We start from the raw sequence: 16500 nt of genomic DNA, 5'->3' as shown, positions 1-16500 counted from the left end.
CCCGATCTGATCGAGTTATCCACAGTGCGCCAGCGGCGCGGGGAGATGCGTGATGGAACGTTCACCGTGGCACGCTGGCGAGCAACAACTGCAGGCCCATGTCGGCGTTGCCGAACGCATGGAAACCTTCGGCCGCAAGGTGATTCGCGACTGGATGCCGGATCAACACCGCGCGTTCTATGCGCAATTACCGTTCATGCTGTACGGCGCGGTCGATGCCGAGGGGCGTCCATGGGCCAGCGTGCTCGAAGGCGCGCCGGGGTTTGCCGGTTCGCCCGATCCGCAGCACCTGCAATTGTCCAGTCTGCCGGCGGCCGATGATCCGGCGCAGTTGCACGACGGCGCCGCCATCGGTTTGCTCGGCATCGAGTTGCACACCCGGCGGCGCAATCGTCTCAACGGTCGCGTCGGCAACTTCGACGCCAGCGGTTTCGCGGTGACGGTGGATCAGTCGTTCGGCAACTGTCCGCAATACATTCAACTGCGCCAGTTCCAGCGCGTGCCGCTGAGTGATCCGCAGACGCGGCCAGCGCAGCATGGCAATGGTCTTGATGACGCGGCCCGGGCCATGATCGAAGGCGCCGACACCTTCTTTGTCGCCAGTTACGTCGAGGTCGACGGGCAGCGTGCAGTGGATGTTTCCCATCGCGGCGGTCAGCCGGGTTTCGTCCGGGTCGAGGGGAACCGCCTGACCATCCCGGATTTTGCCGGCAATCTGCACTTCAACACCCTCGGTAATCTGTTGCTCAACCCCCGTGCGGGACTGCTGTTCATCGACTTTTCCACAGGCGATCTGCTGCAACTGAGCGGGCGTACCGAGATCATTCTGGAAGGGCCGCAGATCGAAGCCTTTCAAGGCGCTGAACGCCTGTGGACATTCGAGGTGGAGCAACGGGTGTGGCGTCCGGCGGCACTGGCCTTGCGCTGGCGCTTCGACGGCATGTCGCCCACCAGCCTGTTGACCGGCACCTGGGCCCAGGCCGATGCACGCTTGCAGGCCAAGGCACTGGGTGACCGCTGGCGGCCGCTGCGAGTGACCCGCATCGAGCGCGAAAGCCAGCACATCCGCTCGATTTACCTGCAACCGGACGATGGCGCGGGGATGCCGGTGTTTCAGGCCGGCCAGCATCTGCCGCTGCGCTTCAAGCTGGGTGATGAAACGCCTATCCGCACTTACAGCCTGTCGAGTGCGCCATCGGATGATTTCCTGCGTATCAGCGTGAAACGCGAGGGCCTGGTCTCAGGCCATTTGCACCAGCAGATCCGGGTCGGCGATATCCTCGAGGCGCGGGCGCCACAGGGGCAATTCACGGTGGCGCCGCTGGAGCAACGACCGCTGGTGTTGCTGGCAGCGGGGGTTGGTATCACGCCATTGCTGTCGATGCTGCGCGAGGTGATTTATCAAGGCCTGCGCACCCGCAGGATCCGGCCGACGTGGCTGCTGCAGAGTTCGCGCAGCCTGGCTGATCAACCGTTTCGTCAGGAACTCGATCGCTTGCTGGAAAAAGCTGGCGATGCAGTGCGGGTGGTGCGCCTGCTCAGTCAGCCGGAGGCCGATCTGCAGGAGGGCGAAGATTTCGATCTGCGCGGGCGCATCGACGCTACGGTGCTGCGCGATCTGCTGGACGTCGAGGATTACGACCAGATCGATTTTGCGGTCTGTGGCCCCGGCGCTTTTACCCAAAGCGTCTACGACAGCCTGCGCGACCTCGATATTCGCGATGCGCGGATCCATGCCGAAACCTTCGGCCCTTCGACGCTCAAGCGCCAACCGGACCCGGATGCCGTGGTCATAGAGCAGCCGCCGGCCGCCATCACTTCGGTACCGGTAGTGTTCGAGCGTTCGGCAAAGGAAGCGCGCTGGCAGCCGGACGGCGGCAGTCTGCTGGAGCTGGCGGAAAGCCGTGGCCTGCGCCCCGAGTTCAGTTGCCGTGGAGGTTCGTGCGGCACCTGCAAGACGCGGTTGGTCAGTGGCGCGGTGAATTATCCACAGCCCCCGGCAGACATGCCGGAAGCGGGGCAGGTGCTGATTTGCTGCGCGGTGCCGGCGCAGAGTGAACAGCCGCTGGTGCTGGATCTCTGACGGCTCATTTGAAATCACGACAACCCCCCTGTGGGAGCGGGCTTGCTCGCGAAGGCGTCAGGTCAGTCGACATGATTGTTTACTGAAAGATCGCCTTCGCGAGCAAGCCCGCTCCCACAGGGGATGTGTTTCAGCAACGGGTCAGGCGTAGGACAGGTCTTTCTCTTCCAGCAGCTCCTGATACAGTTCGGTCCACTTGCGGGCCATCTCGTCGGCGGTGAACAGCTGCCGGTAACGCGCCTCGGCCTTGATGCCCATGGCTGCCGCACGTTCGGGGTTTTCCCACAAGGTGCGCATCGCCTCGCGAAACGCCAGTGGATTGCTCGGAGGCACCACCAGGCCGGTTTCATTGTGGATATTGATGTAGCTGGTGCCGGTACCGATTTCACTTGAGATCATCGGTTTGCCATACATCGCGCCCTCAAGCAGTGAAATGCCGAACGCTTCGGAGCGCAGGTGCGACGGGAACACGATGGCGTAGCTCAGTTGCAGCAGGGCGACCTTGTCTTCATCGCCCAGGCGTCCGAGGAAGTGGATATTGCGCAGGCCCAGCGCAGCGGCCTGGGCATGCAGCTCCAGTTCCAGCGGCCCGGCGCCGACGATTACCACCGGATAGTCCACGTCCTTCAAGGCATCGAGCAGGATGTGCAGGCCCTTGTAATAACGCATGACCCCGACGAACAGGAAAAACTTATCCCCAAGCTGCTGGCGCCAGCGATTCATGCGTTCGTTGTCCGCCTGTGGATAACCGGCCTTGTTCAAGCCGTACGGAATCACCCGGGTCTTGTCCTGGAACTGCTGCAACACGTCGCTGGTGTGCAGGTAGTTCGGCGATGCCGCGACAATCCGGTCGGCGCTGGCGAGGAAGCGGTTCATCAGCGGTCGGTAGAGTTTGAGCAGATGCTTCTGGCGGATGATGTCCGAATGGTAGGTCACCACGCTCGGCTTGTTCATGCCGCTGGCGAAGTGCACCAGGTCCATGAACGGCCAGGGGAAGTGGTAGTTGACCACATCGGCTTCGGCGGCCAGCTCGCGAAACTGTTTGAACACGCTCCAGGAAAAACCGGTGGAGGCGAACTGGATGTCGAGTCTGGCGCGATGCACTTCATGTTGACCGAGTTGCACCACGGGCGGGGTCGGATCGGCGCTGAGGGTCAGCACCTGACCGTCGATGCCATGATGCGCGCCGCTTTCGCACAGCTGGAAGATCACCTGTTCGATGCCGCCGACCGAGTCAGGCAAGTAGGTTTTGAAAAAGTGAAGAACTCGCATTCAGCCTCCCATGGCCTGGCGGTAGGCACCGGCGGTGGCCTGTGCGCAACGTACCCAGGAAAAAAGCCGCGTCCGGTGCAGTCCGGCTTCTCGGCAGGCCTGCCAATGCGCTTGATCGTCGATCAGGCGATTCAGCGCATCGCGCAAGCCGTGTGCATCGTCAGGTTCAATGTAGTTGCCTGCCGCGCCGGCGACTTCCGGCATGGCTGAAGATCGGGTGAGGATCACCGGGGTGCCGCTGGCCATGGCTTCCAGTACCGGCAGACCGAAACCTTCATACAGTGATGGAAACACCAGCGCCCGGGCGCCCGCCAGCAGCTGGGCGACGTGTTCATCCGGCAGATAGCCGAGCAGGCAAACGTGTCCTGACGCCAGGGCCTGGCGCAGTTCGTCGCTGAACTGGGCCTGTTGCCAGCCGGCCATGCCGACGATCAGCAGCGGAAAGCGCTGGCGTACGGCATCCGGCAGCAAGGCGTGGGCACGCAGGGCCAGGCTCAGGTTCTTGCGCGGTTCCAGGGTGCCGACACACAAAAAATATTCTCGCGCGGCAACGGCATGCGCTTTGAGCACCGCTTCGATGGCGTGTGGTTCCCGTGGGTGGAAGCGCTCGGCCACACCCAGTGGCGCCACCACGAAACGCTCGGCCGGCAGACCAAAATAAGCCTGCGCCTCGTCGGCAATCGCCTGCGAGTCGGTCACGATCCGTTGCGCCTGTTGCACGCCAGCAGCCAGGCGCCGTTCGATTTCCTTGAGGCGCGCCGCCGGTTGCGAATCAGGAAAGTGCAGATGGGTCAGGTCGTGCAGGGTGATCACGGTCGGGCCATCGAAGGCCAGCGGCCACAGGCTCGGCTCGTGATACAGGTCGATGCCTTGCGTGCGGCCCTGATCGAAGCGTTTCTGCTCCAGCCAGCGCCGCGCCTGATAGGCGCCGGGGATTTGCCGCAGCAGCGGCGTCAGGCGCGAATAGCCGGGCATCGCTGCTTCCGGCAGCGCCGAACTCCAGCCCCAGCCGTGGAACAGCGCCACTTCGACATCGGTGGTGCTGCGCAAGGCGCGAACCAGTTCGGCGACGTAATGGCCGATGCCGGTGCGTGGTGCCTGCAGGATCCGGGCGTTAAGGGCAATGCGCATACGGCCTCGCTGGCGCCGATGGCGCTTTCAGGACGTTGTGTGCGGTGCGTTCGGTCAATTGCGCGCTGGCCTCGCGCCAGCCGATCCAGCGCCAGTCAGCCACATTGCGGGCAGCGGGGAACTGACCGCTTTGCTGGAACCGGATGATCAACTCGGCGAGGCTTTGCGGGTCCTGCAAATCGAAGTAGGCCATGAACTCGCCACCAATTTCGCGGAACACCGCGATGTCACTGCCCATCGCCGGCAAGCCGCGCTGCATGGCTTCTACCAGTGGCAGGCCAAAGCCTTCGACAAACGAGGGGAACACCAGTGCACTGGCGTGGGCGTAGGCATGTTCGAGGCTGGTGTCGCTCAACTCGTTGAACATGAACAGGCGGCGATTCAGTTCGGGATGATTGTGCACCCGGGCGAGCAGAGCGTCGCACTTCCAGCCGATGCGTCCGGCGATGCACAGCCGCGCCGTGCAGCCGGCGGCCCAGGCCCGCTCGAAGGCATCGAGCAAGTACGTGTGGTTTTTGCGCGGTTCGATGGTGCTGACCATCAGGAACACGGGCTCCGGTGTACTGAACAGTTGTTGCAGGCGCGGTTCGACGGTAGCCCTGGCGCTGTGCAGATCCAGTTCGGAACCGAGATGAAAATAATCGAACCAGAGTCTGTCGGTGTGTGCCGGGCCGACCCGTCGCTGCAGTTCGGCGCGCAGCTGATCGCGCACCGTTGCGGAAATCGCCATGTAGCCATCGGCGGAACGGGTGATCCAGTCGAACCATGCGCTGAAGACCTGCACCAGCCGCGTGTCGTAGAACTGCGGGTGGGTCAGCGGGATCAGGTCGTAGATCACGGCGACGATACCCACCCCGTCACGCTTGAGTTGTTCGGCGTGGGGAAAAAAGTCCGAATGCCAGGACGAATCCAGTAGCACCAGTTGGTCGCCAGGCTGATGTTGCAGTGGCGTGCAGCGCTTGAGCAGTTGCTTGCGGTTCATCAGCCTGATCAGGCGCAGCGGACAACCAAACAAGCCGAAGGAGGTCAGTCGGTAAGCGACGTACAGAACGCGTCGGGTGAATTTCGACGGACAGCGTGGATCAAGGCGCTGGTGCCACTGCCAGAATCGGTGGGCGAGGCGTTCCAGCCGCTCGCCAAAGGCTGCAACGGCGTTGAGCAACGGCGCGTCCAGCGGGGCCAGGCGTGTGACCCGATAGAGCTGGTCCCTCAGCGAAATCACCGGCAGGCACTCGACATCACCCACCCGCTCGGGTAGTTGCTTGATGACGTTACGCACTACTCGTTGAATACCGGAGTTGATCGTCGGGTGCTTGAAGACGTGGGTGCACTCCACCAGCAGCCGGGTCATGGTGCACGCTCGGTCAGCTCTGCCTCGGTATGGCGGGTGATCGAGGTCTTGGCGTTGAGCCAGGAACAGCCGACGAAATCTTCCTGGCGGTTGTTGATCACATGAAACACCAGACCGTAATCGCGCCATTCGAAGTTGCGGTCCAGGTGCGAGTCCAGGCGTGACAGGCTCAGCGATACGGAATAGTTGCCCTTGCCCAGGCCCATGACGAAGGCAAAGCGGTAAGTGAAGCGTTCGCCGGCGTGCAGGTCAGTCAGAGCCTTGTTCAGGCGATGGGTGTTGATGCCATACATCATCTGGCCCAGACGATCCTTGAGGATGAAGCCGAGCACCAGTCGTTCAATGTCGCGCCGAACCTCCACCTGAACTTCCAGTACCACTGGCTGGCCGACCTCGGCAGCGTCGATGGCGCGATCGTGTTCGTCCAGCAGGCGCACACTGAGAATGCCTGCCTCGCCGGTGCCGGACACGGTTTGCACCTCGCCGCCGGCGAGCATTTCCTGACGCACGATCTGCCCTTCGCGTTCGGCCATCAGGGCGTTGTAATAATCGAGCACCACTTCTGGCTTGTCGTACAGGGCCATGCGCCCATCCTTGAGCAGGATGGCCGAATCGCAGATCGACTGGATGGCCGAGCGATCATGGGAGACGATCAGCAAAGTGGTCCCGGCCTTGCGGAAGCTGCGGATGCGTTCGAAGCTCTTGTGCTGGAAGTAGGCGTCACCCACCGACAGGGCCTCGTCGACGATCAGAATGTCCGGGCGCCGCGCGGTGGCGACGCTGAACGCCAGGCGCATTTGCATGCCGCTGGAGTAGGTGCGGACCGGATGGTCGATGGCTTCGCCGATTTCCGCGAAGTGTTCGATGTCCGGCATCAGCGCTTCGATCTCGCTGACCTGCAGGCCCAGCAACTGCCCGGCCATGAACGCGTTCTGGCGACCGGTGAAGTCCGGGTGAAAGCCCATGCCCAGCTCCAGCAGTGCGGCCACGCGACCTTCGATTTCGATCTTGCCGCACGTGGGCTGAGTGGTGCCGGTGATCATCTTCAGCAACGTGCTCTTGCCCGCACCGTTGGCGCCGACGATCCCCACCGCCTCGCCGGGCGCGATCTCGAACGCGACATCCTGCAGTACCCAGTGCTGATGGTGACGAACGGGTGAAAAAGGTATCAGCCATTCCGCAAGGCGACTCCAGCGCGTCGGGTACTGTTTATAGGCCTTGCCCAGCCCTGTAACGCGAATATGCCCCATCAGAGTTCATCCACCATTTCGCCGACGCGCTGGCGAAACAGGCGCAGGCCGATCAGACACATCAGTACGGCGGCGATGAACGCCGGTAGCAGCGAACTCCAGACCGGCCATTGCCCATACAGGAACAGGTTCTGATAGCTGCCGATCAGGCTGGTCAGCGGGTTGAGCTGCAACAGACGCTGGACCCACTCCGGCAGAATCGTGATCGGGTAAACAATCGGCGTCAGCCAGAACCAGAACTGCAGGCAGATGGCGAAGAGCTGGCCGACATCACGGAAGAACACGTTCAACACGCCAAGAATCATTCCCAGCCCGGCGCAGAACATCATTTGCAGCGCGATCAGCGGAATCAGCGCCAGCAGCGCCATGCCCGGCCAGCGCCCGGTGACCAGCAGGAAACCCAGAAAAAGGGCGATGATGATCGCGAAATTGATCCCGGCGTTGATCAGCACGATCACCGGCAGGCAGATACGCGGGAAGCTGATTTTCTTCAGCAGGTTGGCGTTGTCCAGAAACATGGTCTGGCTGCGCAGGGTGATTTCCGAAAACATTCCCCAGGCCAGCAACCCGGCGCAGAGATAGACGCTGTAGGCCATGCTGTCGTCCACACCCGGCAGGCGCGCGCGCATGATGTGCGAGAAGATCACGGTGTAGACGATGATCATCGACAGCGGATTGAAGATCGGCCACAGAGCGCCGAACAGTGAGTTGCGGTACCGCGCTTGAAACTCCCGCTGCACGCTGCCGAGGATGAAACCCCGGTAGCTGTGCAGCGAGCGGTAAAGGGAAAGCAGCATTCAATCCGTCCTGCCGTATTGGTCTTCGAAGCGCACGATATCGTCTTCACCCAGGTATTCGCCGCTTTGCACTTCGATGATCACCAGGTCGATCACGCCAGGGTTTTCCAGGCGATGCCGGTGTCCGGCGGCGATGAACGTCGATTCGTTCTTGGCCACCAGATGGGTGCCCGTGCCGTTGTTGGTGACCTTGGCCATGCCTTCGACCACGACCCAGTGTTCGTTGCGGTGATGGTGCATTTGCAGCGACAGCTTGCCGCCGGGCTTGACCACGATGCGCTTGATCTTGAAGCGCGGGCCTTCCTCGAGCACGGTGTAGGTGCCCCATGGCCGGCTGACGGTGCGGTGCAGGCGATAGGCTTCGTGGGATTTGTCCTTGAGCTGCTTGGCGACACGCCGCACATCCTGAGCGCGGTCGGCGTGGGCCACCAGCACGGCGTCGGCGGTGTCGACGATGATCAGGTTATCCACACCGACGGCGGCCACCAGCCGGCCTTCGCTCTGCACGAAGTTGTTGTGGCTGTCGATGAAGACCGCTTCGCCACTGGCGCGATTGTTGTCGGCATCGGCCGGCACCAGTGCGGCCACGGCGCCCCAGGAGCCGATGTCGCTCCAGTCGAAACCGGCGGGCACCACCACGACTTTTTCCGAGCGCTCCATCAAGGCGTAGTCGATGGAGATGTCGGTGATTTCGGCGAACAACGCCGGTGACAGTTCCTGTTGCAGGCAGCCGACGGTTTCCACCGGGGCGCTGGCGTCCATGCACGCGCGGGTCTGTTCCAGCAGCTCCGGGGCATGCCGTTGCAGCTCGTTGATCACGGTCGCGGTGGTGAAACAGAACATGCCCGAGTTCCACAGGAAGTTGCCGCTTTCCAGGTAATGCGTGGCGGTCTGCAGATCGGGTTTTTCCACGAAACGCTGCACTTTTGCCGCGCCTCTGGCGTCCAGTGGCGCGCCGGTCTCGATGTAGCCGAAGCCGGTTTCCGGGGCAGTCGGCAGCACACCGAAGGTCACCAGATACCCGTCCTTCGCCAGGTTGACCGCGTGCTCGACGGCACTCTTGAGTGCGTCCTGGTTGACGATCAAATGGTCGGCGGGCATCACCACCATGATTGCGTTGTCGCCGTGCAGCGCCTGCAGTGACAGGGCCGCTGCGGCAATCGCCGGGGCGGTGTTGCGCCCGGTCGGCTCCAGCAGAAAGTGCCCGCGATGGCGCGACACGTGTGCGGCGCAATAGTGATCCTTGCTCTGGAAGTAGTACTCGCGGTTGGTCACCGTGACGATGTCGCCCCAGCCGTCGAGCAATGCTGCCGCCCGCTGGTAGGTCTTGCCGAGCAGCGACTGGCCGTCGGGCAGGGTCATGAACGGCTTGGGATGGCCCTCGCGGGACACCGGCCACAAACGAGTACCGGCACCGCCGGACAGAATCACGGGGATCAGCATGACCTACTCCTTGGCGACGCGTTTCATGTCCGCATCCATCATCATGCGGATCAAGGTGTCCAGATCGGTTTTCGGCTTCCAGCCCAGTACGCGCTGAGCCTTGGCCGGGTTGCCGAGCAGCACTTCGACTTCGGCCGGGCGGAAGAACGCCGGGTCGATCTTCACGTAGTCGCGGTAGTTCAGACCGACGTGATCGAAGGCGATGCGGCACATTTCGCGCACGGTGGTGGTGACGCCGGTGGCGACCACGAAATCGTCAGGCTTGTCCTGTTGCAGCATCAGCCACATGGCTTCGACGTAGTCACCGGCAAAACCCCAGTCACGTTTGGCGTCGATGTTGCCCAGGGCCAGTTCCTGCTGCTTGCCCTGCTTGATGCGGGCCGCGGCGTCGGTGACCTTGCGGGTGACGAACTCGATGCCGCGCAGCGGCGACTCGTGGTTGAAGAGGATGCCGCTGCTGGCGTGCAGGTCGAAGCTTTCGCGGTAGTTGACGGTGATCCAGTGGCCATAGAGCTTGGCCACGCCGTAGGGGCTGCGCGGGTAGAACGGGGTGTTCTCGTCCTGTTGCTCGGCCTGGATCAGGCCGAACATTTCGCTGGTGGAGGCCTGATAGAAACGCGTGTGCGGGCTGAACTGGCGGATCGCTTCGAGCAGGTGGGTCACGCCCAGGCCATCGACGATGCCGGTGGTTACCGGTTGATTCCAGGACGCGGCGACAAAGCTTTGCGCGGCAAGGTTGTAGACCTCGTCCGGGGCTGACTTGATGACTGCGCGCTGCACCGAGCAGGCGTCAGCCATGTCGCCATCGAGGTACTCGATGTCGGCTTCGACGCCCATCTCGCGCAGGCGCCAGCGCGAATCGCTGCTGCGCCGGGCAACCAGGCCGTGAACCTTGTAACCCTTGTCGAGCAACAGTCTGGCCAGATAGGCACCGTCCTGTCCGGTGATCCCTGTGATCAATGCACTTTTCATTCTTGTTGTACTCGCTGCTCCCAGTCGGACAGGATCGCCCGCAGGGATTGTTGTGTTGTGATTTCAGGCGTCCATCCTGTGGTTTGGGTCAGTCGTGCGTGACTGCCGCAAACGCGACGCTGATCGGCACGACGCATGCGTGCCGGATCCTGAACCAGTTGCACCTGGACCTGCGCCAGATCGCTCAGCTGTTCGATCAGACTGCGGATGCTCTGCTCGCGGCCCGAGCAGATGTTGTACACCTGCCCCGGCGTGCCTTTTTCCAGCAGTGCGAAATAAGCCGAGAGCACATCGCCGACATCGAGGAAGTCCCGCGTTACGTCAATGTCGCCGACCTCCAGTTGCGGGGCTTGCAGGCCCTGTTTGATGCGGTTGATCTGGCGCGCAGCGCTGGCGATGACAAAGCTGTCTTTCTGCCCGCCACCGATGTGGTTGAACGGCCGCGCCACCAGCACCGGCCAGCTTTCGCTCAAGCCCCATTGCAGGCTGAGAAATTCTGCCGACAGTTTGCTCACCGCGTAGGGATTGCGCGGGCAGGGCGGTTGTTGTTCGGTGATCGGCAGGGCGGACTCGGCGACCTGGCCGTAGACATCGCCGGAGCTGACGTACAGGAACGTGCCGGCAAAACCGCGAGCCTTGAGGGCCTGTAACAGATTGAGGGTACCGAGCAGATTGATCTCGAGGGTGCGGGCCGGGTCGCGGAAGGCTTCGGGAACAAACGTCTGGCCGGCCAGATGAATCACCGCGTCGGGCAATTGCGGCCACAGGTCGACGAGACTGTCCGGCACCGTGAGGTCGTAGGGCGATGCGCCAGGCAGCAGCTGCCATGTCGAATCAGGCGACGCCAGACGCGACTGGATATGTTGCCCCACGAATCCACCCAGCCCCGTGACGAACAGACGCTTTTTCAAACCGCGACCCCTTGGTCTTGAATCTTCGCCATTTCCCACAGCCTCTATGGGCGTGTCTGTCAGAACGCTGGTAAATACCGGTCGGACATCGGGCGAAGTCATTGTTGTAGTTGTTTGGTTGCCAATCTGTGCCAATTACGCAGCAATTTCAACAGGCCAAACCGTGACTGGTCAGTTCTCGTCAGAGTAGCCTGATTTATTCTCGCCGGGTGGTTCGCGAATCCTCGACGGATGTGTTTAGAATGCCCCTCGTCGCGTTCTCCCGGTGTTGTCCAGCGTTACTGCAATCCCGGCTGCAACCGACCACTAAAACAAGAACAAAGACGGGCCCGAAGACGCAGGACGAGTGCCGGCATGCCGACCACGATCCAGCGCTTGGCCGTCATGGATTGAAGCGGCCGGGATGGCGACTTCATCGTGGGATGCCATGAATTTCATTCTTTACTCGGACGTCAACGACAGCTCCATCAGCCAGAGTCTCGGGCGTCCCGAATACAGTTATTACTTCGTACTCAAGGCCTATCGTCCGGTGCTGGAAAGCCTTGGGCGGGTGCATGTGGTGTCCTCCAGCGCCGACGTCGATCCGCTGTACCGCCAATTGCGCGCGGCCGGCGAAGACAGCCTGTTTCTCTCCTTCACCCCGCCGCAGAAAACCCCGACCGACCTTGAATGCCCGACCGTCTGCGTGGTGGCCTGGGAGTTCGACTCGATCCCCGATGAGCAATGGGACAATGACCCGCGTCAGGACTGGACGCAGATGCTCGCACGTCAGGGCCGGGTCATCACGTTGTCGAGCCATACTGCGCGGGCAATCCGCCGGGCCATGGGGGATGACTTCCCGGTGCTGGTACTGCCGACGCCACTGTGGGAAAACTTCGCTGCCATCCGCGCACGTCACGTCAGTGAGCCGGTCAATCCCGGCACAACGCTGGCGATCAAGGGCTGCGTGTTCGATAGCCGCACGCTGGGCTTGTCTGCCGATGCGCTGATTCCGATACCGCCGACTGCCGAGGAAGAGGCGGCGCTGGCCGCTGAAATCGAGGCTGCGCGTCCGCCACCGCTGACCCTCAAGCGGCGCTTTGTGATTGCCCGCCACTACCTGCGTCTGTGGGCCCTGGATTCAGGCCGCGAGCAAGTACCGGCGGTGCCACGCGTGAAGTTTCTGCATCACTGGTACTGGGAAGGTGTGCGCGATCTGCTGTCAGACAAGGCGCATGCCTGGCTCGAACAGCGTTTGCCGAACATCGCCGGCGCCCCCGCCGTGCCGGTCATCGAACCTGCGCCTCTGGATTTGCCGGACACCTCATCGGTTGTCGAAACCTGTGTCGATGGCGTGGTCTACGTCAGCGTGTTCAACCCTAGGGACGGCCGCAAGAACTGGCACCACATCGTCACCGCGTTCTGCTGGGCCTTTCGCGACAAGCCCGACGCTACGCTGGTGCTCAAGATTACCCATAACGATCTGACGTCCTACTACAGCGAATTGATGACCCTGCTTGCGCAGTTGTCGCCGTTCGCCTGCCGGGTGCTGGTGCTGCACGGTTACCTCGACGACGGGCAATACGCGCGGCTTTACGAAGCCGCCAGTTTTTACGTCAACGCCTCGCGCTGTGAAGGCCTGTGCCTGCCGTTGATGGAGTTCATGTCCAGCGGTAAGCCGGTGATCGCGCCGGATCACACTGCGATGGAAGACTATATCGACGATTCGGTGGCGTTCGTGGTCGAGTCCAGCGAGGAACTGACCATCTGGCCGCAGGACAGCCGTCTTATCTATCGCACGCTGCGCCACCGGCCGGACTGGGGTTCACTGAAAAACGCCTACGAAATCAGTTATCGGATGGCCAAGGCTCAGCCGCAGGATTATCGGCGCATGTCCACGGCCGCGGTCGAACGCATGCACCAATACTGCGCTTTCGCGCCCGTGCAGCAACGTATGGCGGACTTCTTCGGGCTGGTTGCACACACGCCGCAGGCTGTGTCAGTGACGGATAACGCCTCATGCTGATCATCATTTATTCGGAAACCAACCAGCACACCATCGCGCAGAACCTGGGACGCTCGGAGTACAGCTATTACTTCGTGCTCAAGGAATACCGGCCGGTACTCGAGCGGCTCGGGCGGGTGGTGGAAGTGCTCGATCCGCAGACCGAAGTCGACGCGCTCTATCGGGAGTGCGCCGCCCGGGGCGAGCCGTGCGTGTTCCTGTCGTTCTCGCCGCCGCACCGCACGCCGCTGAACCTGGCGTGCCCGACGCTGCCGGTGTTCGCCTGGGAATTCAGCACCATCCCCGACGAGCCGTTTGCCGGTGAGCCGCGCAACGATTGGCGCACCGTGCTGCGCGCCTGCGGTGCGGCGATCACTCATTCCAGCTACACGGTCAATGCCGTGCGCGAGGCGATGGGGGCCGATTACCCGATTGTCGCGGTGCCGGCGCCGGTGTGGGATCGTTTTGCCGCACGCGGTGCGCAGTTGCCACGTGAGCCGCAGGCGGGCCCGCTGCGCCTGAAGATCAAGGGCCTGGTGGCCGACAGTCGCCAGCTCGACCTGAACGCGTACGCTCCGCTGCAACTGCGCAGCGGCGTCGGCATTGATTTTGAAGCCCCGGTGACCGAGCAGGAGTTGCTGCTCGACGGCGTGGTCTACACCTCGGTGTTCAACCCCGGCGACGGGCGCAAGAACTGGCAAGACATGCTCAGTGCATTTTGTGTGACGTTCCGCGACAACGATGACGCGACGCTGGTGCTCAAGCTCACCCACCATGATGCCGAACTGGCGATGAGCGACATCCTCCATCACCTGTACAAGAACCAGTCCTATCGCTGCCGCATCGTGCTGATCTATGGCTATCTGGCGGATGCCGATTACGAGCGACTGGTGCAGGCGACCCGCTACGTGGTCAACACCTCTTACGGCGAGGGCCAGTGCCTGCCGCTGATGGAGTTCATGTCCTGCGGCAAACCGGCGGTCGCCCCGCGCACCACGGCGATGATCGATTACCTGAGCGCCGACAATGCGTTCCTGATCGACTCCACCGATGAACTCACTGCCTGGCCGCACGACCCGCGCAGTGCTTTCCGCACCTTGCGCTACGTGACCAACTGGGCGTCGTTGTGCGTGGCCTATCGCGCCAGCTACGAGGTGGCCAGACGCGATCCGCAACGGTATGCGCAGATGGCAGCGCAAGCGATTAACAGCCTGCAGGGTTTCTGCAGTCAGTCAGTGGCCGAGCAGCGTTTACAAATGTTTCTGACGCAGTTGTTCGACCGCCTGCCTGCCGCCCATGTAGAGATTTCCGGGGCATGAGCAGCAAACAGATCATGGACATCGAAGTGCTGCGGGCAATCGCGGTGCTTGGTGTGCTGTTTCATCATTTGCAGGGCAGCCTGTTCACCGATCCGGTGCCTCTGCTGGGAAACATTCACGCCTGGGCGCAGTCGTGGTGGGGCGTCGATCTGTTTTTCGCAATCTCCGGATTCGTTATCGCCCGCAGCCTGATCCCGGCGCTGCGAGCTTGTACGACCCGGCAGGAATACTGGGCGCAGACGCGTAACTTCTGGCTGCGACGGGTATTTCGTCTGTTGCCGTCGGCGTGGTTGTGGCTGGCGTTGATGCTGCTGGCGAGCGTGTTTCTCAACCGTTCCGGGGCGTTCGGCACCCTGCACGCCAACTTGCAAGCGACATTGGCCGGGGTGTTGCAGTACGCGAACTTCCGCTTTGCCGACAGTTTCTTTAACTACGAATACGGCAGCAGCTTCGTCTACTGGAGCCTGGCGCTGGAGGAGCAGTTCTACCTGTTGTTCCCGCTGCTGATTCTGGTGTGCCGCAGACACCTGGTCTGGGTATTGCTGGCGCTGGTGGCGGTGCAATTGTTCACCCTGCGCACGCCAATGCTGATGGTGGTGCGTACCGATGCGCTGGCCCTCGGCGTGTTGCTGGCGATGTGGAGCGTGCAGCCGGGTTATCAGCGCTGGCAGCCGACGTTCCTGCAGCGGCCATGGGCCGGCGTATCGACGCTGATTTTGCTGGCACTGATGCTGAGCTACATGGCCACCGACCGCTTCACCTTTTCCTCTTACCGCATCGGCTCGATTGCCGTGCTCAGCGCGCTGCTGGTGTGGATCGCCTCGTACAACCGCGATTACCTGCTGCCGGCCGGTGGTCTGCAACGGTTGATGGCGTGGATCGGCAGTCGGTCCTACGGCATCTACCTGATCCATATTCCGGCCTATCTGCTGGTCCGCGAGCTGATCTTCCGCTTGCAAAGCGCCGGTCTGCCGAACCCGGCCGGGCACCCTGTACTGACCATCCTGCTGGCGTTCGGCCTGATCGTGCTGCTCAGTGAACTCAATTACCGCTTTATCGAAATGCCGATGCGCAATCGCGGCGCTGCGCTGGTGCGTCGCCTCGATACTTCGCGAACCGCCGTCCCATCCTCTGGAGCCACCTCATGCTGAGCCTTTTGAAGAAACTCAGGGCAGCGTCGCCTGCGCCGGTCCCCGCGCCGTCTGCTGCGGACAAAGTCGACCCGTACATGCTCGGCCTTTACGACGCGAAGCTCAGCGGCTGGTTCAACCAGGAGACCGACGAGTTGTTCACCGGGTTCCGGGTGAGTGCTGACGACATCCTGCTTGATGTGGGGTGCGGGGACGGCGGCAACGTGTACTTTTGCGGCATGCGTGGGGCGAAGATCATCATTGCCGACATCGACGGTGCCAAGGTCGAGGCTACTCGCCAGCGCCTGAGCGATACGCCGGCGCGTGAAATCGAATGCCATGTCACCGACTGCAACCCGCTACCGATCGCCGATGCCACCGCCACTCGGGTGGTGTCCACCGAAGTGATTGAACACGTCGACGATCCGGCGCAATTTCTCGCCGAGCTGGTGCGCGTCGGCAAGCCGGGCGCGCTGTACCTGCTGAGTGTGCCGCACCCCAGTTCCGAAGACCTGCAGAAGGACATTGCCTCGCCGGAGTATTTCCAGAAGCCCAATCACATTCGCATCATCAGTGAAGAACAATTCAAGGCAATGGTCAGCGATGCCGGGCTGGAGATTATCAGCCATAGCCAGTACGGCTTTTACTGGTCGATGTGGATGCTGCTGTTCTGGGAGGCCAAGGTCGATTTCAGCAACCCGGATCACCCGTTGCTCGAGCATTGGGCCAACACCTGGCAAACCGTGCTCGACTCGCCACGCGGTGCGCAGATCAAGCAGGCGCTGGATGCGGTGGTGGCGAAAAGTCAGGTGATCATTGCCCGCAAGCCTTGAGCGGTTTGTGTAACCTTGCAGCCT

At 62.1% G+C, this 16500-nt stretch carries 13 protein-coding genes; 5 read left to right on the top strand and 8 right to left on the bottom strand.

The window, feature by feature from the left end:
• Positions 1 to 52: 52 nt before the first annotated feature.
• Complete coding sequence (locus ACVHNU_RS25005) at positions 53 to 2083, top strand: pyridoxamine 5'-phosphate oxidase family protein (protein WP_473018497.1); 2031 nt, start codon at positions 53 to 55, stop codon at positions 2081 to 2083.
• Positions 2084 to 2224: 141 nt separating this feature from the next.
• On the opposite strand, the gene ACVHNU_RS25000 is transcribed toward ACVHNU_RS25005, so the two are convergent.
• From ACVHNU_RS25000 to ACVHNU_RS24965, 8 genes are read right to left on the bottom strand one after another with little or no spacing between them, the layout of a single operon-like run.
• The gene (locus ACVHNU_RS25000; RefSeq protein ID WP_400507679.1) at positions 2225 to 3355 is read right to left on the bottom strand and encodes a glycosyltransferase family 4 protein; all 1131 of its coding nucleotides are present in this window, start codon (positions 3353 to 3355) and stop codon (positions 2225 to 2227) included.
• Complete coding sequence (locus ACVHNU_RS24995) at positions 3356 to 4486, bottom strand: glycosyltransferase family 4 protein (RefSeq protein ID WP_103521801.1); 1131 nt, start codon at positions 4484 to 4486, stop codon at positions 3356 to 3358. It abuts the gene before it with no gap.
• Complete coding sequence (locus tag ACVHNU_RS24990; RefSeq protein WP_473018496.1) at positions 4470 to 5837, bottom strand: glycosyltransferase family 4 protein; 1368 nt, start codon at positions 5835 to 5837, stop codon at positions 4470 to 4472. The genes ACVHNU_RS24995 and ACVHNU_RS24990 overlap by 17 nt, the downstream gene beginning before the upstream one ends.
• Positions 5834 to 7087, bottom strand: a complete 1254-nt coding sequence (locus tag ACVHNU_RS24985) for an ABC transporter ATP-binding protein (protein WP_473018495.1) — start codon at positions 7085 to 7087, stop codon at positions 5834 to 5836. The genes ACVHNU_RS24990 and ACVHNU_RS24985 overlap by 4 nt, the downstream gene beginning before the upstream one ends.
• Positions 7087 to 7884, bottom strand: a complete 798-nt coding sequence (locus ACVHNU_RS24980) for an ABC transporter permease (RefSeq protein ID WP_003229757.1) — start codon at positions 7882 to 7884, stop codon at positions 7087 to 7089. Before ACVHNU_RS24980 ends, ACVHNU_RS24985 begins: the two co-directional genes overlap by 1 nt.
• Entirely contained in the window at positions 7885 to 9327 is a 1443-nt protein-coding gene (locus ACVHNU_RS24975) for a mannose-1-phosphate guanylyltransferase/mannose-6-phosphate isomerase (RefSeq protein WP_003229756.1), read from the bottom strand.
• Positions 9328 to 9330: 3 nt separating this feature from the next.
• Positions 9331 to 10299: a GDP-mannose 4,6-dehydratase gene (gene gmd / locus ACVHNU_RS24970; RefSeq protein ID WP_003229754.1), complete on the bottom strand. Its 969-nt coding sequence runs from the start codon at positions 10297 to 10299 to the stop codon at positions 9331 to 9333.
• On the bottom strand, positions 10296 to 11210 hold the full coding sequence (locus ACVHNU_RS24965; RefSeq protein WP_473018494.1) for a GDP-mannose 4,6-dehydratase: 915 nt from the start codon (positions 11208 to 11210) through the stop codon (positions 10296 to 10298). The genes gmd and ACVHNU_RS24965 overlap by 4 nt, the downstream gene beginning before the upstream one ends.
• 427 nt (positions 11211 to 11637) lie before the next feature.
• On the opposite strand from ACVHNU_RS24965, the gene ACVHNU_RS24960 reads away from it, so the two are divergent.
• Genes ACVHNU_RS24960 through ACVHNU_RS24945 form a run of 4 tightly spaced genes read left to right on the top strand, consistent with a single transcriptional unit; the run spans position 11638 to position 16476 of the window.
• A complete protein-coding gene (locus ACVHNU_RS24960; RefSeq protein ID WP_473018493.1) occupies positions 11638 to 13215 on the top strand; it encodes a glycosyltransferase in 1578 nt (525 codons plus the stop codon).
• Positions 13209 to 14513 carry a glycosyltransferase gene (locus ACVHNU_RS24955; RefSeq protein WP_473018492.1) on the top strand — a complete coding sequence of 435 codons (1305 nt, stop codon included), beginning with the start codon at positions 13209 to 13211 and terminating at the stop codon, positions 14511 to 14513. Before ACVHNU_RS24960 ends, ACVHNU_RS24955 begins: the two co-directional genes overlap by 7 nt.
• Positions 14510 to 15664, top strand: coding sequence for an acyltransferase family protein (locus tag ACVHNU_RS24950; RefSeq protein WP_473018491.1), 1155 nt, complete (start codon positions 14510 to 14512; stop codon positions 15662 to 15664). The genes ACVHNU_RS24955 and ACVHNU_RS24950 overlap by 4 nt, the downstream gene beginning before the upstream one ends.
• On the top strand, positions 15658 to 16476 hold the full coding sequence (locus tag ACVHNU_RS24945; RefSeq protein ID WP_003229744.1) for a class I SAM-dependent methyltransferase: 819 nt from the start codon (positions 15658 to 15660) through the stop codon (positions 16474 to 16476). Before ACVHNU_RS24950 ends, ACVHNU_RS24945 begins: the two co-directional genes overlap by 7 nt.
• Positions 16477 to 16500: the final 24 nt, after the last annotated feature.

Source organism: Pseudomonas sp. Ors-4-3C, assembly GCF_055755035.1.
Note: the sequence above shows the minus strand (reverse complement) of the source record. Positions and strands in the feature narration are given on the sequence as shown.

Excerpts from the sequence above, each read along its gene's own strand:
- ACVHNU_RS25005 (WP_473018497.1), top strand. The coding sequence starts at position 53 with ATGGAACGTTCACCGTGGCACGCTGGCGAGCAACAACTGCAGGCCCAT.
- ACVHNU_RS25000 (WP_400507679.1), bottom strand. The coding sequence starts at position 3,355 with ATGCGAGTTCTTCACTTTTTCAAAACCTACTTGCCTGACTCGGTCGGC.
- ACVHNU_RS24995 (WP_103521801.1), bottom strand. The coding sequence starts at position 4,486 with ATGCGCATTGCCCTTAACGCCCGGATCCTGCAGGCACCACGCACCGGC.
- ACVHNU_RS24990 (WP_473018496.1), bottom strand. The coding sequence starts at position 5,837 with ATGACCCGGCTGCTGGTGGAGTGCACCCACGTCTTCAAGCACCCGACG.
- ACVHNU_RS24985 (WP_473018495.1), bottom strand. The coding sequence starts at position 7,087 with ATGGGGCATATTCGCGTTACAGGGCTGGGCAAGGCCTATAAACAGTAC.
- ACVHNU_RS24980 (WP_003229757.1), bottom strand. The coding sequence starts at position 7,884 with ATGCTGCTTTCCCTTTACCGCTCGCTGCACAGCTACCGGGGTTTCATC.
- ACVHNU_RS24975 (WP_003229756.1), bottom strand. The coding sequence starts at position 9,327 with ATGCTGATCCCCGTGATTCTGTCCGGCGGTGCCGGTACTCGTTTGTGG.
- gmd (WP_003229754.1), bottom strand. The coding sequence starts at position 10,299 with ATGAAAAGTGCATTGATCACAGGGATCACCGGACAGGACGGTGCCTAT.
- ACVHNU_RS24960 (WP_473018493.1), top strand. The coding sequence starts at position 11,638 with ATGAATTTCATTCTTTACTCGGACGTCAACGACAGCTCCATCAGCCAG.
- ACVHNU_RS24955 (WP_473018492.1), top strand. The coding sequence starts at position 13,209 with ATGCTGATCATCATTTATTCGGAAACCAACCAGCACACCATCGCGCAG.
- ACVHNU_RS24950 (WP_473018491.1), top strand. The coding sequence starts at position 14,510 with ATGAGCAGCAAACAGATCATGGACATCGAAGTGCTGCGGGCAATCGCG.
- ACVHNU_RS24945 (WP_003229744.1), top strand. The coding sequence starts at position 15,658 with ATGCTGAGCCTTTTGAAGAAACTCAGGGCAGCGTCGCCTGCGCCGGTC.